The 17,239-nt window shown below is 74.9% G+C and carries 17 protein-coding genes; 8 read left to right on the forward strand and 9 right to left on the reverse strand.

Annotation, left to right across the window (positions count from 1 at the left end):
* Window positions 1-17: 17 nt before the first annotated feature.
* Entirely contained in the window at window positions 18-824 is an 807-nt protein-coding gene (locus ACIPLC_RS12880) for a helical backbone metal receptor (RefSeq protein WP_400472994.1), read from the reverse strand.
* A 305-nt stretch (window positions 825-1,129) separates the two neighbouring features.
* Between ACIPLC_RS12880 and ACIPLC_RS12885 the strand changes: the two genes are divergently transcribed.
* Genes ACIPLC_RS12885 through ACIPLC_RS12895 form a run of 3 tightly spaced genes read left to right on the forward strand, consistent with a single transcriptional unit; the run spans window position 1,130 to window position 4,137 of the window.
* Entirely contained in the window at window positions 1,130-2,242 is a 1,113-nt protein-coding gene (locus tag ACIPLC_RS12885; protein WP_400472995.1) for an ABC transporter substrate-binding protein, read from the forward strand.
* Between the two features lie 3 nt (window positions 2,243-2,245).
* Window positions 2,246-3,334 (forward strand): FecCD family ABC transporter permease, encoded by a 1,089-nt coding sequence (locus tag ACIPLC_RS12890; RefSeq protein ID WP_400472996.1) that lies wholly within the window; start codon window positions 2,246-2,248, stop codon window positions 3,332-3,334.
* A complete protein-coding gene (locus ACIPLC_RS12895; protein ID WP_400472997.1) occupies window positions 3,331-4,137 on the forward strand; it encodes an ABC transporter ATP-binding protein in 807 nt (268 codons plus the stop codon). Before ACIPLC_RS12890 ends, ACIPLC_RS12895 begins: the two co-directional genes overlap by 4 nt.
* On the opposite strand, the gene ACIPLC_RS12900 is transcribed toward ACIPLC_RS12895, so the two are convergent.
* From ACIPLC_RS12900 to ACIPLC_RS12915, 4 genes are all read right to left on the reverse strand, one after another.
* On the reverse strand, window positions 4,122-5,153 hold the full coding sequence (locus ACIPLC_RS12900; protein ID WP_400472998.1) for an L-tyrosine/L-tryptophan isonitrile synthase family protein: 1,032 nt from the start codon (window positions 5,151-5,153) through the stop codon (window positions 4,122-4,124). The two genes, ACIPLC_RS12895 and ACIPLC_RS12900, sit on opposite strands and share 16 nt — an antisense overlap.
* Window positions 5,154-5,271: 118 nt before the next feature.
* Window positions 5,272-6,642, reverse strand: coding sequence for a cytochrome P450 (locus ACIPLC_RS12905; RefSeq protein ID WP_400472999.1), 1,371 nt, complete (start codon window positions 6,640-6,642; stop codon window positions 5,272-5,274).
* A gap of 116 nt (window positions 6,643-6,758) precedes the next feature.
* Window positions 6,759-8,132 carry an MFS transporter gene (locus ACIPLC_RS12910; protein WP_400473000.1) on the reverse strand — a complete coding sequence of 458 codons (1,374 nt, stop codon included), beginning with the start codon at window positions 8,130-8,132 and terminating at the stop codon, window positions 6,759-6,761.
* A 212-nt stretch (window positions 8,133-8,344) separates the two neighbouring features.
* Window positions 8,345-8,908: a sigma-70 family RNA polymerase sigma factor gene (locus ACIPLC_RS12915; RefSeq protein ID WP_400473001.1), complete on the reverse strand. Its 564-nt coding sequence runs from the start codon at window positions 8,906-8,908 to the stop codon at window positions 8,345-8,347.
* Window positions 8,909-8,963: 55 nt separating this feature from the next.
* Here ACIPLC_RS12915 and ACIPLC_RS12920 point away from each other — a divergent pair, with 55 nt between their 5' ends.
* Window positions 8,964-9,233, forward strand: coding sequence for a zf-HC2 domain-containing protein (locus ACIPLC_RS12920; protein WP_400473002.1), 270 nt, complete (start codon window positions 8,964-8,966; stop codon window positions 9,231-9,233).
* A gap of 321 nt (window positions 9,234-9,554) precedes the next feature.
* Here the strand turns inward: ACIPLC_RS12920 and ACIPLC_RS12925 are convergent, their stop codons facing one another.
* Entirely contained in the window at window positions 9,555-10,508 is a 954-nt protein-coding gene (locus tag ACIPLC_RS12925) for a hypothetical protein (RefSeq protein ID WP_400473003.1), read from the reverse strand.
* Window positions 10,509-10,749: 241 nt separating this feature from the next.
* On the opposite strand from ACIPLC_RS12925, the gene ACIPLC_RS12930 reads away from it, so the two are divergent.
* The gene (locus tag ACIPLC_RS12930; protein ID WP_400473004.1) at window positions 10,750-12,000 is read left to right on the forward strand and encodes a cytochrome P450; all 1,251 of its coding nucleotides are present in this window, start codon (window positions 10,750-10,752) and stop codon (window positions 11,998-12,000) included.
* A 99-nt stretch (window positions 12,001-12,099) separates the two neighbouring features.
* On the opposite strand, the gene ACIPLC_RS12935 is transcribed toward ACIPLC_RS12930, so the two are convergent.
* A complete protein-coding gene (locus ACIPLC_RS12935; RefSeq protein ID WP_400473005.1) occupies window positions 12,100-12,795 on the reverse strand; it encodes an N-acyl homoserine lactonase family protein in 696 nt (231 codons plus the stop codon).
* Between the two features lie 60 nt (window positions 12,796-12,855).
* Window positions 12,856-13,314 (reverse strand): Lrp/AsnC family transcriptional regulator, encoded by a 459-nt coding sequence (locus ACIPLC_RS12940; protein WP_400473006.1) that lies wholly within the window; start codon window positions 13,312-13,314, stop codon window positions 12,856-12,858.
* Window positions 13,315-13,480: 166 nt separating this feature from the next.
* Here ACIPLC_RS12940 and ACIPLC_RS12945 point away from each other — a divergent pair, with 166 nt between their 5' ends.
* From ACIPLC_RS12945 to ACIPLC_RS12955, 3 genes are all read left to right on the forward strand, one after another.
* Window positions 13,481-14,110, forward strand: a complete 630-nt coding sequence (locus ACIPLC_RS12945; protein WP_400473007.1) for a LysE family translocator — start codon at window positions 13,481-13,483, stop codon at window positions 14,108-14,110.
* A 346-nt stretch (window positions 14,111-14,456) separates the two neighbouring features.
* Entirely contained in the window at window positions 14,457-15,743 is a 1,287-nt protein-coding gene (locus ACIPLC_RS12950) for a CoA transferase (RefSeq protein WP_400473038.1), read from the forward strand.
* Between the two features lie 70 nt (window positions 15,744-15,813).
* Window positions 15,814-16,449 carry a DUF6461 domain-containing protein gene (locus ACIPLC_RS12955; protein ID WP_400473008.1) on the forward strand — a complete coding sequence of 212 codons (636 nt, stop codon included), beginning with the start codon at window positions 15,814-15,816 and terminating at the stop codon, window positions 16,447-16,449.
* 149 nt (window positions 16,450-16,598) lie between these two features.
* Here the strand turns inward: ACIPLC_RS12955 and ACIPLC_RS12960 are convergent, their stop codons facing one another.
* Window positions 16,599-17,198, reverse strand: coding sequence for an HdeD family acid-resistance protein (locus ACIPLC_RS12960; RefSeq protein WP_400473009.1), 600 nt, complete (start codon window positions 17,196-17,198; stop codon window positions 16,599-16,601).
* Window positions 17,199-17,239: the final 41 nt, after the last annotated feature.

The raw sequence follows: 17,239 nt of genomic DNA on the forward strand, positions 1-17,239 counted from the left end.
GGTGAGTGGCGGTCATCCTACGATGTGCCGTTCGAACCCCGGACGAACGGGTGCTCCAGCGCGCGAGCGAGGACCGTCGGCGCCGTCACCAGGGACGGTCCGTACCAGGTCAGATGGCGTCCACTGACCAGCGCCGCCGGGACACCTGGGAACGCCTCGGGGCCGTCCTGCGCCGTGAAGTGGTACGGCTCGTCCGGCAGGACCACCAACTCCGGTCGGCAGGCGAGCAGTTCGGGCAGTGGAACGGCGGGGTAGCGCTCGGCGTGCCCGGCGTGGACGAGATGGAGGCCGAGGCGGCGCAGTAGGTCTCCGGCGAAGGTGTCGCGGCCCAGGACCATCCACGGGCGGCGCCAGACCGGCACGATCGCCCGCGGGCCGTCCGGTGGGCGCCGGACCGGGGCCCACGCCGCCTCGGCCTGGTCCAGCCAGCCCGGGCGCGGCAGTGCGCAGGCGGCGGTGAGCAGCCGGTCGAGCGAGCGGAACGCGCCGTCCAGGGTGCGGATGTCGGTGACCCAGACGGGCAGGCCGGCCGCTCGCAGCGCGTTCAGGTCGGGGCGCCGGTTCTCCTCGTCGTTGGCGAGGACGAGGTCCGGGGCGAGGGCGATGATCCCCGGCACGTCCGGGTTCTTGGTGCCGCCGATCCTGGCGACCGCCAGGTCGGCCGGGTGGCTGCACCAGTCGGTGGCGCCGACCAGCAGCCCGGGCGCGGTGGCGGCGACCGCCTCGGTCAGCGACGGCACCAGCGACACCACCCGGCGCGGCGGGCGCGGGCCGAGCCGGACGGGCAGGTCGAGATCGTCCCGCAGGACGGTGGGATCGGCCATCCGGCCACCCTACGCCGGAGGTTCGCGAACGGGCGGCGGACGGGCACCGGATGGGTGGCGGCCGGGCACCGGACGGGCGGTGGGCGGTGGGCAGCGGCCGGGCGGCGGACGGCGCGGAAATCCCCGGGAACCCGCCGGACGATCCGGCCGACTACCTGGTCCGGGTTCGCAGCACGGACCCCTGGGGCGTGTCTCATCATCCCCGCCGGGCGCGCGACGCCGGGCATCCCGGCCCAACGCCGCGCGCTGATCCGCCGCGAATGACGAGACACGCCCTGGCACGATCACCGACCAGGAGAGTTGTCATGCGCCCTCGCGTTGTCTGCGGAATCGCGGCCGCCGTCGCCCTGTTCGCCACGGCCTGCGGAAGCGGCGCCGGAAGCGGCGCCGGGAACGGCGGCGGGGGAGGCGGAGAGCGGGGCGCGGCCGGCGCCGCCCAGACCGCCCCGGCCGGCGGCTACCCCGTCAAGGTGGCCGACTGCACGGACCGGGAGACCACCATCGCCAAGGCCCCTACCAAGATCGTCACCAGCAACGCCGCCGCCCTGGAGGTGCTGCTCCAACTCGGCGCGGGCGACCGGGTGATCGGCACCGGCTTCCCGCCCGGCAAGGGCACCCTCCCGCCGGCCCTGGCCGACCAGGGCGCCAAGGTGCCGGTGCTCGGCGACAAGACCATCCCCAAGGAGAAGCTGCTCGGCTCCGGCGCCGACCTCTACCTCGACACCTTCGGCGCGATGCCGATGATGGGCGGCGGTGCCACCGGGCCCAGCGAGGAGGAGTTCGCGGCGGCCGGCATCCAGCACGTCTACCTCCTCTCCACCGCCTGCGCCGGCACCCCCAAGGCCGCCAAGGCGCCGCGCACCGACCTCTCCGGGGTCGAGAACGACATCCGCCGCCTCGGCGCGGTCACCGGCACGGCCGCCCGCGCGGAGGAACTCGTCACCGGGATGGAGAAGCAGATCGGCGAGGTGCGCACCGCGCTCACCGGCGTACCGGAGGCGCAGCGGCCCGGCTACTTCGTCTTCGACTTCGACGCCGGCACCAAGCAGCCGGTGGCGGTCTGCGGCCGGCAGGTCGCCAACGCGGTGATCACCCAGGCCGGTGCCCGCAACGTGTTCGCCGACTGCGACGCCGACTTCAAGCCCGGTTCCTGGGAGGACGTCGTCGCCAAGAATCCGGACTGGATCCAGCTCGCCGTCCGCAACCGGGGCAGCGAGGAGGCCACCCGCAAGGCCTTCGACGACGCCGAGGCGTTCCTGCGCGGCTTCCCCGCGACCCAGGGCCTGAAGGCCGTCCAGGAGGGCCACTTCGTGCGGCTCGGCTCCGAGGTCACCACCATCGCGGGCGTGCGCAACGCCGACGCCGTCCGGCGGATCGCCGCCACCGTCCACCCCGACCTCGTCAAGAACGGGCAGTAGACGATGACGTCGGCCGTCTCCGCCGAACGGCGCGACGAGTCCCGCCCGGCCCGCACCCTGCGGGCCGGGCCGCTGGCCGTCGCGCTGACCGCCGCCCTGGTGCTCGCGCTGACCGCCGCCGTGTCGTTCGGCGCGGTGGACATCCCGCCCGGCGAGGTCTGGTCGGTGGTCGCCCACCACCTCACCGGGCGGGCCCCCGAACTCGGCACCCGCGACCTCATCGTCTGGCAACTGCGCGTCCCGCGCGCCCTGCTGGCGGCGACGGTCGGGGCCGGGCTCGGCCTGGTCGGCACCGCCGTGCAGGCCCTGGTCCGCAACCCGCTCGCCGACCCCTACCTGCTCGGCATCTCCTCCGGCGCCTCCCTCGGGGCGGTCGCCGCGATCGTCCTCGGCACCTCGCTCGGCCTCGACCTCGCCTTCGGCAGCGCACTCGGCCTCACCGTCTCCCTGGCGGCCTTCGCCGGCGCGCTCGCCGCGTTCTCCCTGGTCTGGCTGGCGGCCCGGCGCGGCGGCGGCTTCTCCCCGCTGCGCCTGGTCCTCGCGGGCATCGCCATCGCCCAGTTCCTCGGCGGCATCACCAGCTACCTCGTCCTGCAGACCCGCGACGAGCAGCAGACCCGCGGCGTGCTGTTCTGGCTGATGGGCAGTCTCGGTGGCGCCGTCTGGGCCCAACTCGCCCTCCCCGCCATCGCGGTGGCGCTCGGGCTGGCCCTGCTCCAGGCCCGCGCCCGCGGACTCAACGCGATGCTCATGGGCGACGAGACGGCCGCCGGGCTCGGCGTGGACGTCACCCGGCTGCGCCGGGAGGTCTTCGTCGTCACCAGCGTGCTCACCGGTGTGCTGGTCGCGGTCTCCGGCGCGATCGGCTTCGTCGGGCTCATGGTGCCGCACGTCTGCCGCCTGCTCGTCGGCGGCGACCACCGGCGCCTGCTGCCGCTGTCCGCGCTCACCGGCGCGCTGCTGCTGGTCGTGGTCGACACCGTGGCCCGCACCGTGCTGGACGGCCAGGAACTGCCGATCGGCGTGGTCACCGCCGTCCTCGGCGCCCCCACCCTGCTCTACCTGCTGGACCGACGACTGGAGCGCACGTGAGGATCGCCGTCGAGGACCTGAGCGTCACCCTGGCCGGGCGGGCGGTGGTGGCCGGCGTCCACCTGGTCGCGGAGGAGGGGGAGATCGCCGGACTGGTCGGGCCCAACGGCAGCGGCAAGTCCAGCCTGCTGCGCACCGTCTACCGGCACCTGCGGCCGAGCGCCGGGCGGGTGCTGCTGGCCGGGCGCGACCTGGCCGGGCTGCGCCCCGCGCAGTCCGCCCGGCACATCGCCGCGTTGCCGCAGGAGCGCGGCGGGGACTTCGAGTTGAGCGTCCGCGAGGTGGTCGCGATGGGCCGCACCCCCTACAAGCGGTCGTTCGCCGCCGACGACGCCGAGGACCACCGGATCACCGCCGACGCGCTGGTGCGGGTCGGCATGGCGGACGCCGCCGACCGCCGGTTCGCCCAACTGTCCGGGGGTGAACGGCAGCGGGTGCTGCTGGCCCGCGCACTCGCCCAGCAACCGGACGTCCTGGTGCTGGACGAGCCGACCAACCACCTGGACGTCCGGCACCAGGTCGAACTCCTCGCCCTGCTGCGGGAGCAGCGCCGCACCACCCTGGTCGCCCTGCACGACCTCAACGCCGCCGCCTCCGTCTGCGACCGGCTGCACGTCCTGCACCACGGGGCCCTGGTGGCCTCCGGGGCGCCGCGCGAGGTGCTGACCGCGGAGCTGCTCGCCGAGGTGTTCGGCGTCCGGGCGGCGGTGGTCGAACACCCGCTCACCGGCGACCCGTTGATCGCCTTCGACCACCGCTCCCCGACCGCCGGGGCGGAGCCCGCCCGTCAGAACGCCTCGTAGTGGCTCGGCCGGCCGTCGAGTTCGACCAGCCGGCCGCGCCGTGCGGCGTCCTCGCTGCGCAGCAACTCCCAGTCACCGTCAGTGCGGTGGAGTACCGAGGAGTGCCAGGGCGTCATCCAGGCGTCGGCCGCCTCCAGCAGCCGGATGCCGAACTTCGGCGCGCCCGCCGGCTGCGGGTGGATGGAGAGCCGGACCGACCGGGGGTGCTGCTCGGCGATCAACTCGCCCCAGGCGCGGCTGCGCTGGATCACCCCGTACGCGCGGCGGCGGCAGTCGCGCTGCAGGGCTGAGCGGGTGCCGGTGAAGCCGACCGTGTCGTCGGCCAGGAAGCGGGTGATGCCGCGGTAGAGCCGCAGGGTCTCCTCGTCCGTCAGCACTAGTTCGCGCAACTCCTCGACGCTCGGAGCGTACTGGGCGTGCACCCGGGCGCGCTTGTCGTCGTACGGCAGGTCACCGAGGACGTCCCGCAGGTCGAAGGTGGCGAGGTGGGCGAGGCCCTCGCGTCCGATCATCGCCGTCAACTCGTCGGAGTACTCGTCGATGTGCTCGTCGGGGACGTGGACGAGGTCGCCGAAGATGTGCCCGTCCGAGCAGATCAGGATCCGCGCGCCGGGCTCGTAGTGCCCGCCGATCTCCGCACAGAGCCCGTCGAGGAAGGTGAGCGACAGCCGCTCGCCCTCGTCGGGCAGGTGGCTGAGCACCTTCGCGGGGTTCGGCGACTTGCAGGGGAAGCCGGGCAGGGTGAACAGGATCGGGTCGCCGGCGGTGATGAAGTCCGTCAACTGGGCCAGCTGGCACGGGAAGTGCTCGGGCCGGGCGTCCAGACCGGGGTCGGAGGCGCGGCGGTGCGGCAGCAGCAGGCCGAGGATCCGGGCGGCGAGCCGCGCGGCGGACTGCGGGTCGGTGAGGCCCCCGACGCCCCCGGCGCCCTCGACGCTCGCGGGTGTGGGTGTGGGTGTGGGTGTGGGTGCGGTGTGGTGGCGGTGGCGGGTGGAAACGGTGCCGGCGGGCGGCATGGTGGTCCTCCGTGGAAAGTCGTACGGGGCACCGTACGGGGTGTCGGGCGGGCGTTCGTCAGGCGTTTGCCAGGCGTTCGTCGGGTGGGCGCGGCCGCGGGCCGGCCGAGGGCCCGGTTCAGACGCGCCGGTCGTAGGCGACGGGCAGCCGGTTGACCCCGCGCGCCAGGACGGCGGGGATCCAGGCGAGGGAGTCCAGGCCCTCGTGGGCGGCCTCGGACGGGCGCAGCCCGGGCAGCCGGGTGAGCAGGGTGGCGATGGCGGTCCGGAGTTCGGCCCGGGCCAGGGCGGCGCCGGGGCAGTAGTGGATGCCGTGGCCGAAGGCGAGGTGGGCGTTGGGCGTGCGGTCGAGGTCGAGGCGGTCCGCGTCCGGGAACCGCGTCTCGTCCCGATTGGCGGCGCACAGCGAGACGATCACCGAGTCGCCGGCCGGGACGGTGGTCCCGAACAGATCGCCGTCCTCGGCGAGGAACCGCCAGGTGGTGAGCTCGAACGCGGCGTCGTGGCGCAGCAGTTCCTCCACCGCGCGGGCCAGCAGGCCGGGGTCGTGGGCGGGCCCTTCGGCGAGGGCGTCGCGCAGCCGGGCGAGCTGGTCGGGGTGGCGCAGCAGGGTGATCAGCATGGTGGTGATCTGGTTGGTGACCGGCTCCTGGCCCGCGACCAGCAGTTGGAACACCATGGAGTCGAGCTCCTCGCGGCTCAACTCGCCCGCGTCGTGGGCGGCGACGAGCCGGCCCAGCAGGTCGGCGCCCGCCGCGGCCGGGTCGTGCGGGTCGTGCGCACCGGCAGGACCCCCGGCGCGCTTGCGGGCGACCACGTCGGTGATGTACGTCTGCAGGCCGCGCAGCCGAGCCTCGTACGCCGGGCGGCCCGGGTCGTGCGGGCCGACGGGCTGCACGACCTTGCCCCAGTCGCGGTCGAAGCGGACCGCCAACTCGGCGGGCAGCCCGATCACTTCGGCGAGCACCCGGAACGGGAAGTGGGCCGCGAAGCCGGCCACCAGGTCGGCGCCACCGGCTGCGGGCAGCTCGTCGACCAGGGCGTCGGCCAGCTCCTGGAAGCGCGGGCGCAACGACTCCACCCGACGCGGTGCGAAGGCGTCCAGGACGAGCCGGCGCATCGCGGTGTGCTGGGGCGGGTCCTGGTGCAGCAGGTGGACCTGCAACTGGGAGTGCTGCGGCTCGGGCATGATCGACGCCAGCCTGCGCCAGTTCTCGTTGCCCAGCGCGTGGTTCTTCCCGAACCGGGGGTCGTTGAGGGTCTCGTGGGCGGCCTGGTAGCCGGTGACCAGCCAGGCGTGGATGCCGCTCGGGAACTCCACCCGGTGCACCGGCCCGGCCTCGCGCATCCGGCGGTAGAGCGGGTACGGGTCGCTCTTGTACGCGGGGCCGTACAGCGGTACGGGGTCCGGGAGTTGGTCGTACCCGTACGGGCAGCGCGGCTCGTCCGCCGGGCGGGCCGGTGCCGGATCGTGGACGGTGTCGGTCATCTGCGGTGTTCCTCCGGTGGTACGGGCATGGCGGGGTACGGGCGTTGGGGGTGGGGGAGCTGCGGGCGGGCGGCGCCGGGGTGGGGCCCGGGGTGGTGCTCGGGGGGCCGGTGGTCTCAGGTCCGTGGACGGCGGTGCAGGGCGAGCAGGGCCACGGCCGTCGCCGCGACCAGGGCGGCCAGGGCGATGCCCGTTCGGGTGCCGGTGGTGGCCCGGTCGCCGGCCAGCGCGGCGGCGCCGGCCAGGGCCGGGCCGACGGCGAAGCCCAGGCTGCGGGCGAGTTGGACGGCGGAACCCGCGGTGGCGAGCTTCCCGGGTGGCGAGGCGGTCATCACCAGGGCCTGGGTGGGGCCGCCGTTGAGGCCCATCCCGGCACCGGCCAGGGCGAGCCGCCAGGCGATGTCCGAGGCGGACCAGTCGGTGTCCAGCGGGACGAGCAGTGCCAGACCGAGGGTGGTGACGGCGGCGCCGGTGAGCGCGGTCGGGCGGGCGCCCCAGCGGTCGGCCAGCCGCCCGCCGACCCGGCCGGCCAGCACCATGCCGAGCGGGAAGGCGAGCATGGTGAGCGCGGTGGCGGTGGCGCTCTCGCCGCCCGGACCGCGCAGGTGCTGGGCGAGCAGGTAGTGGCAGGCCGCGAAGCCCGCGGCGAGGGCCAGCACCGAGGCGTTGACCCCGATGGTTCCGGCGGCCCGCAGCACTTCGGCGACCGGCCTGCCGCCGGGGCGGCGCAGCCAGACCAGGACCAGCGGGGCGGCGGGCAGCGCCAGCAGCAGCCACAGCGGCGCCTCCGGGGCCAGGGTCAGCGCGAGCAGCACGGCGGCGACGGCCGCGCCTATCAGGGCGGCGTCGCCGAGCGACGCCCGGTCGGGCGGGCGCAGCCGGCCCCGCCGCGGGGCGTGCCGGCGCACGATCAGCACGGCGGCCAGGCAGACCGGCAGCTTGATCAGGAAGACCGCCCGCCAGCCGAAGTGGTCCAGCAGCAGGCCGCCGATGACGGGCCCGGTGACGGCGCCGAGCGGGCCGAGCGTCGCCGGGACGCTCATCGCCCGTCCGCGCGACGCGGGGCGGACGGAGGTGGCGGCCAGCACCGGCATCAGGACGAACAGCACTGCGGCGAAGGCGCCCTGCAGCAGCCGGGCGGCGATCAGCCAGCCCGCCCAGGGGGCGAGCGAGGCCAGCACGCTGCACGCGGCGAAGCAGCTGACGGCGAGCAGCAGCGCGGCGCGGGTGCCGACTTGGTCCAGCCAGCGACCGGCGGGCAAGAGGAGTGCCACCAGCGGGAGTTGGTAGCCAAGGGTGGCCCACTGTGCGACCCCGGCGGACACCTGGAGGCTGGCCGAGATGTCGGTGAGGGCCAGGTTGACCACGTTCATGTCGAGCATCGCGACGAACGAGAGCAGCCCGGCGGCCACGACCAGGATCCAACGGTCCGCCGGTTCGACCTGACTGTTCGTCAGCGTGGCGGCGGCCAGTGGCTGTTGCGCTGCCATGAAGTCCCTCCGTTGCCCGACTGCTGTACCGGACACCGCCTCGGCGGCGGTGTCCGGTACAGCAGTCGGAGGCGCGGGGGATCCAGTTCCGAACATATGAAGGAATTTTCGGAGGAGTGTGGCGGCGGCGGGCGACTGACAACTAACAGATAACAGATTTCGAAATCTGTTATCTGTTAGTTGTCATCTGTTACCCGTCACCTGTCATCCGCTCAGCAGGCCGCCGCGAGTTCCCCGCCCTCGGCCGCGCGGAGCCGGGCTATCAGCTCCTCCCGGGCGCGGGCGACCCGGGAGCGGACGGTGCCGACCGGGCAGCCGGCGACCTCGGCGGCCTCGGCGTAGCTCAGGCCGACCACCTGGGTGAGCACGAAGGCCTCCCGCCGCTGGGCGGGCACCCGGTCGAGCAAGTCGCCGAGCGCGACGCCGTCCTCGAACCCGGCCGTCGGTTCGGCCCCCTGTCGCTCCGCCGCCTCCTGCCAGTCCGGCAGCGCCGCGTAGCGCGGTCGGGCGGCGGCCGTCCGGTACCGGTCGATCACGGTGCGCCGGGCGATCGACAGCAGCCAGGTGCGGGCCGAGGAGCGGCCGGCGAACGCGGGCAGGCCGCGCAGCGCACGCAGGAAGGTCTCCTGCGCGAGGTCGTCGGCGGACTGGACGTCGGTGAGGTGGGCGACGAACCGCCAGACGTCCCGCTGGGTGGCGCGGACGAAGGCCTCGACGTCCGGGGCCCGGCCCGCGCGGGCGGTCAGGGCGAGCGCGGTGAGCTGCTCGTCATCCACGGCGGCCTCCCACCCGGCCGGTCCCACCGTGAGGGCGGTGCGGGACCATGGTCGTATGAGATGCGCGCAGTTCCGTACCGCCCTGTCGGCCCGGCTCGACGGCGAACCGACCGGGCTGCCGGGCAGCCGGCTGGACCGGCACGTCGCGCGCTGCGCAGGCTGCCGCGCGTGGCTGGAGCGGGCCGGGCAACTGCGCGGACGCGTCCGGGCGAGCGCCGCCGACGGCCCGTCGGAGGAGTGGTCGGCCCGCTTGCTGAACGGGCTCGGCACGCAAGGGCTCGGGGGCGGTCAGGCTCCGGACGGGCCGGAGCCCGCGGAGCGGTAGGACGGTGGCGCCGGCCGAAGCCGGTGCGCCGTCGTAGTCAGGCATGCGAAGGTCCTGAGGGGAGGGCTGGGAGCGGCGCCACCCGAGGCGGCGCCGCCGGCATCCATGGGACTTCCGCGCGGCCCACGACGCCTCGCGGAGGAGGCGGCGGGCGGACGCGGGTCCGGGCCCTGGCGGCACGGCGGCGAAAGCACGGCCGAGCGGCAGGGCGACCTGCCCGTCGAGCGAACCCCGTGGACCCCGTGGACCCCGCGGTCCCCGGCGGCGGTCGGCGGCCGGGGGTGGTAGGCGGAGGAGCGGAGGAGGGGAACGGCGGGCGCGTCAGCAGGCGAGGGCGAGCGCCGGTGGGCCGCGCCGGACCACGGCATGGGTGAGCAGCACCGGCCGGGGTGGCCGGATCCGGTGGCCGGTGGGCCGGGGCACAGCCGGCGGGCGGTAGCCGAAGGGGCGCGCGAACAGCGCCAGCAGCGGGAGCACCAGCACTCCCGCGACCACGGTGCCGAGCGCGCCGAGCAGCTCGAAGAGCCGGACCAGCGCGGCGTCACCGCGCCACAGCAGCAGCGCGCAGGCCAGCGCGGCGAGCGCGTGGGCGGCGATCATCCCGAAGGACATCCCGTGCGCCATGCCATGTGCCATGCCGTGCGTCGTCCCGGCGGGCATCCCGTACGCGGCGGATGCTCCGGACACGCCTGACGTACCCGGCATGCCGGGCATCCCCGCCATCCCGGCCACGTCCAGCGCCATCCCATCGGCCGATGCCGATGCCGAGGCGGATGCTGATGCCGATAGCGGGGCGGATAGCGGGGCGGAAAGCACACCCGCCGCCGTCCCGTGGTGCATGCCCGCCATGGCGTGCAGGCCGCCGGTGGCGGGCGGGACGTCCGGGTCGAGGCCCGCCATCCGGGCCAGCTCGACGGGGGAGAGTCCGCCGGGGATCCGCTCGGGGTTGCAGAGCAGCAGCGCGGCCCAGTCCGTGGTGGCGAGCCGGCCGAGACCGCCGCCCCCCTGACCGAGCGCCGCGGCCTGCTCGAACAACAGGTGCAGCGCGCTCTGCGTCGCGACCATCCAGGCGCTGATCGCGCCGAGCCCGCGCCGCTTGCCGGCGAGCAGCCAGGTCAGACCGAGGACGGCCCCGAACGCGCCGGCCAGCACCGGCGGTGAGACCCCGGCCCCGGCCATGGCGACGTGCGCCGCGGCGGCCAGCGCCACGCACAGCGCGGCGAAGACCGCGGCGCGCAGCAGGCGGATCCGGTCGGTCATCACGATGACACTCATCGTCGCACCCGCCCCGCCCGGGCTGTATCGCACCCTCCGGTATTGGCCGGTTCCACCCCGTGAGACCATGCCCGGCCCGTGTGCCCGGCGTCCAGGTATCCGGCCTGGCCGCCGCACCAACCCATTCGTATGACCATCGCCGCGGTTTGACATCGCCCATCGCTTGCTCACTAGATGTGCACACCCCGGTACCGACAGTGGCTGCCGGGCGAACGCCGAACGCGAAGCAGGAGGCCCGGCCATGGAGACCTCGACCGGCTCGGAGGCCCCCGCCGCCGACCTCGCCGACCCCCGCTTCTGGCAGTTGCCCGCCCCCGCCCGCGCGGCCGCCTTCGCCGAACTGCGCCGACGCCCCGCTCCGGTGTTCTTCGGCGATCCCGCCACCGGCAAGGGCTTCCACGCGCTGGTCCGCCACGCCGACGTGGTCGAGGCCAGCCGCACCCCCGCGGTGTTCCTCAGCGGCCCCGGCGTCCTTTCCCCCGAACCGCCCCGCTGGGTCCGGCTGGTGTTCGGGGACTCGATGGTCAACCTCGACGATCCCCGGCACGCCCAGTTGCGCCGGATCGTCTCGCGGGCCTTCACCCCCCGGCTGCTCGGCCAGGTCGAGGAGGACATCCGCCGCGTCGCCACCCGCCTGGTCGACGACGTCGAGCGGCGGCGGCCGGAGGACTTCGTCACCTCCGTGGCCGCCGAGCTCCCCTTCCAGGTGATCTGCACCATGATGGGGATCCCGGAACGTCCGCGCCGGGCGATCCTGGACCAGGTCAACCACGCCTCCGAGCACACCGGCGTGGCCCGCCCGCTGCGCAGCCGGCTCCGGATGCCAGGGCGCGGGCTGCTGGCGCTGGCCCGCATGCAGGGCATGGTCGCCGCGATCGGCCGCGAGCGCCGCCGCAGGCCCGCCGAGGACCTGATCTCCGCGCTGGTCACCGCGGACGTGGACGGCCGCCGGCTCACCGGACGCGAACTCGGCTCCTTCTTCTCCCTGCTGCTGGTCGCCGGAGTGGAGACCACCCGCAACGCGTTCGCCCACGGCCTGCACCTGCTGACCGTGCACCCCGAGCAGCGCGCCCTGCTGCTCGCGGACCTCGACGGGGGGCTCGGCGGCGCGGTCGACGAGATCGTCCGCCACGCCACGCCGATCATCCACTTCCGCCGGACCCTCGCCGTCGACCACGAGCTCGGCGGCCCCGGGGGCCCGCTGTTGCGCGCGGGGGAGAAGGTCGCGCTGTTCTTCGGTTCGGCCAACCGGGACGAGACGGTCTTCCCCGCCCCGGACGCGTTCGACATCACCCGCACGCCCAACCCCCACCTCGGCTTCGGCGGCGGCGGGCCGCACTACTGCATCGGGGCGCACCTGGCCCGGCAGGAGATGAAGGTGCTGTTCCGCGAGCTGTTCTCCCGGTTGCCCGAGGTGCGGTCGGTCGGCGAGCCGGACATCGTGCCGTCCAACTTCGACCACCGGGTCCGGTCGCTGCGCTTCACGTTCTGAGCCCTGAGCCTTCGAGCCCTGAGCCTCCGAGCCCGTTGGACCCTCTGGACCTCCGAACCCGTTGGACCCTGTGAACCGCGCCCGGCCCGGCCGCCGGCCCTATCCGACCGGTTCCCAGACCGCGTGGTCGTGCGCGAACAGCACCCGGCGCGGTCCGTACGCCGCCAGCCGGTCCAGCCAGGCCCGGTAGCCGGGCAGCGGCGCGGCCACGCCCTCGCGCGCCGCCCGCCGGGCGAGCACCGCCTGGCCGTACTCGGACGCGAAGTCGTACGCCTGCCCGGCCAGCACCACCGCACCGCCACCGGGCCGCTCGACCACCAGCGACTGGTGGCCGTCGGTGTGCCCGGGCGTCGGCAGCACCCGCACGCCCGGCCAGATCTCCGTCTCGCCGTCCAGCTCGCGGTAGTCGGCGCCGGGGAAGTCGACCAGCGCGTCGATGGTGTAGGCGCCGCGCCGGGCGGTGGCCAGTTCGGCCGCCTGCACGAGGACGGGCGTGCCGGCGAGCAGCGGATTGCCGCCGCAGTGGTCGAAGTGGAGGTGGCAGTTGACCACCAGGTCGATGTCGGCGCCGGCGACGCCGACGGTCGCGAGCGCCTCCGTCAGCGGGCGGCGGACCGGGCGGTAGTGCGCCTCGGTCTCCGGATCGCCCGCGCCGATCCCGGTGTCGAACAGCAGCAGCCCCTCCGGGCGGCGCACCAGGTACGCCAGGACCGGCTCCACCCTCGGCTCCGGGCCGCCCACCTCGGACGCAGGCCGGACGAAGTACCCCAGATCGAGGCGGCGGATCGCGTGCATGGAGCCCCCCTTGTCGCGCTGTCCCCCGTACGGGCGGCCGCGGCGGCCCCCGTTCGCACCCTACCCGCCGATCGGCAGCCCCCGGTCGGCCTTCACCTGCTTCATCGTCAGATGCGAGTTGACCTGCGCGATCCCCGGCAGGCCGGAGAGCACGTCGGTGATGAAGCGCTCGTACGCGGCGATGTCGGCCACCGCGATGCGCAGCAGGTAGTCGGGCTCCCCGAAGAGCCGGTGCGCCTCCACCACCTCCGGCAGCTCTGCCACCCGGCGTTCGAACTCGGCGACCGTCACCTGGTCCTCGTGACGCATCGTGATCGTGACGAACGGTTGGAAGCCCCGTCCGACCGCCGCGCCGTCCAGTACCGCCCGGTAGCCGCGGATCACGCCGTCCTGCTCCAGCTGTCGGACCCGGCGCAGGCAGGGGGAGGGGGTGAGGTCCACCCGGGCGGCCAGGTCGGCGTTGGTCAGGCGGCCGTCCTGCTGAAGCTCGCGGAGGATTCTGCGGTCGATTCGGTCCATGGCGCAATATTCTGCCAAAACACGGGCCGGACCAGCATGAAGTCGCCATCGCGTGCCAGGGCTGTCCGGCTACCTTCAGTGACCGAACGCACCGAACAGGTGCCGCGAGGATCACCGGACCAACGGCCGGGACCCGCCCGAACGAGCACGACAGGTCACGCCACCCATGGACACCCACGCCCTCCTCCTCTTCCTCGGAGTCGACCTGCTGCTGGTCTGCACACCGGGCCCCGACTGGCTCTACATCGCCGCCCGAGGCCTCGGCCAGGGGCGACGCGCCGCCTTCATCGCGGTCGGCGGCGTCTGCGCCGGCTACGCCGTCCACACCCTGCTCTCCAGCGCCGGACTGGCCGCCGCGCTGCGCGCCGTCCCCGCCGCCCTGCCCGTCCTGCGCCTCACCGGCGCCGCGTACCTGCTGGTGCTGGCCGTCACCATGCTGCTCGCGCTGCGCAAGGGCGGGGCCGCCACGGCCCTCACCGCGCCCAAGCCGCAGCCCACCGCGACCGTGCTGCGCCAGAGCATGCTGACCGCCCTGCTCAACCCCAAGGGGCTGCTGCTCTACCTCTCCCTGGTGCCGCAGTTCGTCGACCCGGGCGCCGTGCTGCCGGTCGGCGGGCAGGTGCTCGCCCTCGGCTCGCTCAACGTGCTGGCCTGCGCCGTCGTGTACGGGCTGGTCGCGCACGCCAGCGGACGCCTGGGCGGCCGGCTCGGCGGCACCCCGCGCGCGGCGCGCCGGATGACCCTCGTCTCGGCGGTGCTGCTGATGCTGGTGGCGGGCGTCACGGCGAGCGCCTGAGAGCGGGAGCACAATGCCGGGCATGACAGAGCGTCCGACCGTCCCCAGCGCCCGGCCCACCGGGCAGCCCGCGCCCACCGAGCGGCCCGCGCCCACCGAGCGGCCCGCGCCCGGCGATCAGCCCGTGCCCACCGAGCGGCCCGCGCCCGGCGGTGACACCGCGAACGGGGCCGATCCCGGGGGCGGCGGGGAGCCCACGCCCGGCGGGGAACCTGCGGACCGGCCCACCGCCGACGTCTGGGCCGCCCTCGGCGGATCGGCCGACCTGCTGGGGCGGGTCTCCTTCCACGGCCCCGGCGACGTCCTGCCCTCCGGCCTGCCGGTGCGCCGGCTCGCCCGGGCCACCGTGGCCGCCTGCTCGCTGGCCGCCGCCGAACTCGCCGCCCACCGCACAGGCGGCCCGGTCCCCGCCGTCCGGGTGGACCAGGGAGCCGTCGCCACCGCCTTCGTCAGCGAACGCCACCTGACCGTCGACGGCCGCGCGCCCGTCAGCTTCGCCCCGCACTCGGGCTTCTGGCGCACCGCCGACGGCTGGGTCCGCACCCACGCCAACTACCCGCACCACCGCACCCGGCTGCTCGCCGCCCTCGACCTGCCCGCCGACGCCGGGCCCGAGCAACTCGCCGACCTGCTGGCCGAACTGACGGCCGAGCAGGTCCAGGAACGAGCGTACGAAGCGGGGGCGCTCGCCGTGGCCGTCGCGCCGGTCAGTGCCACCGTGCACCCCCTGGTGGAGAGCCGGGTGACCGGCACCGCGCCCGTCCGCCCGCTCGGCGACGCCGACCCGGACCGGCCCGCCGCCGGGATCCGCGTCCTCGACCTCACCCGGGTCATCGCCGGACCGGTCGCCACCCGCACCCTCGCCCTGCTGGGCGCCGACGTCCTGCGCGTCGACCCGCCCCACCTCCCCGAGGCCGACGACGCCCACGCCGACACCGGCTTCGGCAAGCGCTCCACCCGCCTCGACCTCGCCGATCCCGCCGACCGCGCCGTCTTCGACGGTCTGCTCGCCACCGCCGACGTCCTCGTCACCGGCTACCGCCCCGGCGCTCTCGACGTCCACGGCCTCGCCCCCGACGCATTGGCGGCCCACCACCCCGGCCTGATCGTCGCGCAGCTCTGTGCCTGGGGCTGGACCGGCCCCTGGGCCGGCCGCCGCGGCTTCGACAGCCTCGTCCAGGCCGGCGTCGGCATCGCCGCCCACGAGGCCGGCCCCGACGGCCGCCCCGGCGTGCTGCCCGCCCAGGCCCTCGACCACGGCACCGGCTACCTCGTCGCCGCCGCCGTCCTGCGCGCCCTCACCGAGCAGCGCACCGGCCGGCCGGGCGGCCGCCACCTGCGGTTCTCCCTCGCCGGTACGGCCTCCTGGCTGCTGCACGGCATCGCGCCCGAGTCGCCCGCGCCCGAGCTGCCCGCGCCCGAGTCGCCCGCGCCCGCTGCCTCGGAGGACGCCGCCTCGGAGGGCGCCGCTCCGGACGCCGGGACGTACGACCCGGTTCGGTGGCTCGCTGAGACCGACTCCGCCTACGGACGGCTGCGCCACGCCCTGCCGCCCATCGCCTACACCGGCGCGCCCGCCGACTGGTCCCGCCCGCCGGGGCGCTGGGGGACGGACGCGCCGGTCTGGCTCTGAGCGTGTCGCGTACCAGCTGCCGCCGGCCGCCACCGTCGACGGTGTCACAGGCGGCTGGCAGCATCGGCGCATGACCGCACACGCGACCGACTACGCCTGGTTCGAACAGCGCTACCCCATCCCCGGAGAGGCCTACTGCCTGACGCTGGTCGAGGGGATCACCGCCGACGAACTGCTGCGCCGCTTCGGCGCCCTGCCAGGTCGGGAGGTCACCGGCCTGGACGCGGTGGTCGCGGCCTGGGAGACCTTCGACGACGGGGAGGACGAGGAGGCCGAGGCCCAGTTCGAGCCGGAGGAGGACCGGCTGCTCGTCGCCGTCACCGAGCTCGACGGCTGGGCCCTCGTCGTCGAGGTCTTCGGCTACCTCGGCAGCCTGCCCGACGTCATCCGCCGCCTCGCCGACGGCACCCGGCTGGTCTCGCACTTCCGGAACGCCTGCGCGGTGGACCACTTCAACTGGTGGGAGCAGGGCGGCTGCCGGCTCCAGTTCGAGCCGCTGTTCCCCACCCAGCGGCACGGTTCGGACGCCGACGCCCCCGGTGTCCCCGAGTTGCTGACGGCCTGCGGCTTCCAACTCGACGGGGAGGGGCACGACCTGCACACCGGGGCCGCGTTCGCGCTGGCCGAGCGGCTGACCGACGTCCGGCTCACGCCGGAACGGCTGGACACCGCCACGTTCCGGATCGGCTACGCGCCGACGCGGTAACACCGGTCCGGGACGTCGGCGGCCGCCTGGACTTCCGCCGGGCTCGCAGGGTCAGGCTCGCAGGGTCAGGCCCGCAGAGTCGGGCTCGCAGGGTCGGGCTCGCAGGGTCGGGCTCGCAGGGTCAGATCAGCGGAGTCGGGCCCGCGGAGTCAGACCCCGGACGGGATCTGCTTGGCCCGGCCGCGCATCTGGAGGGCCGTCACGATCTCGATCAGCCCGAGGATCAGCAGCCAGCAGCCGGCCAGGACGGTCAGCGCGGCGATCGAACCGACCGGCCAAACCAGCAGCAGCACGCCGGCCAGCGTGTTGGCCACGCCCGCGAAGGCCTGCCACCCGCGGGCCGGCATCAACGGGTCGGAGACGGCGGCGGCGAGCTGGGTGATGCCCCGGAAGAGCCAACCGATGCCGATCCAGATCGCGAGCAGGAGCAGCGACTGCACCGCGCTGCGGAAGCAGAGCAGCCCCAGCAGGATGCAGATCGCCCCGCTGATGAAGGCCAGCACCCGCAGCGCGGTGGTCGCGTGGGTGCCGAACGCGGCGATCAGTTGCACGATGCCGATGACCAGCAGGTAGAGGCCGAACAGCACACCCACCACCAGCAGGGTCTGCTTCGGCCAGGCGAAGACGACGATTCCGAGGGCGAGCGAGGCGATTCCGGCGATCAGGAGGACCTGCCAGGCGGCCTTGGCGAGCATGCCGAGCGGACCCTGGACCGGGGAACCGTCGGGGGTGATGATCGGGGGGACCACGGTGGTGTACTCCTCGGGCCGGGGGTGGGCAGGGGCCGAAC

Origin of the sequence: Kitasatospora sp. NPDC086801 (assembly GCF_044745805.1) — a bacterium.
GTDB lineage: Bacteria > Actinomycetota > Actinomycetes > Streptomycetales > Streptomycetaceae > Kitasatospora.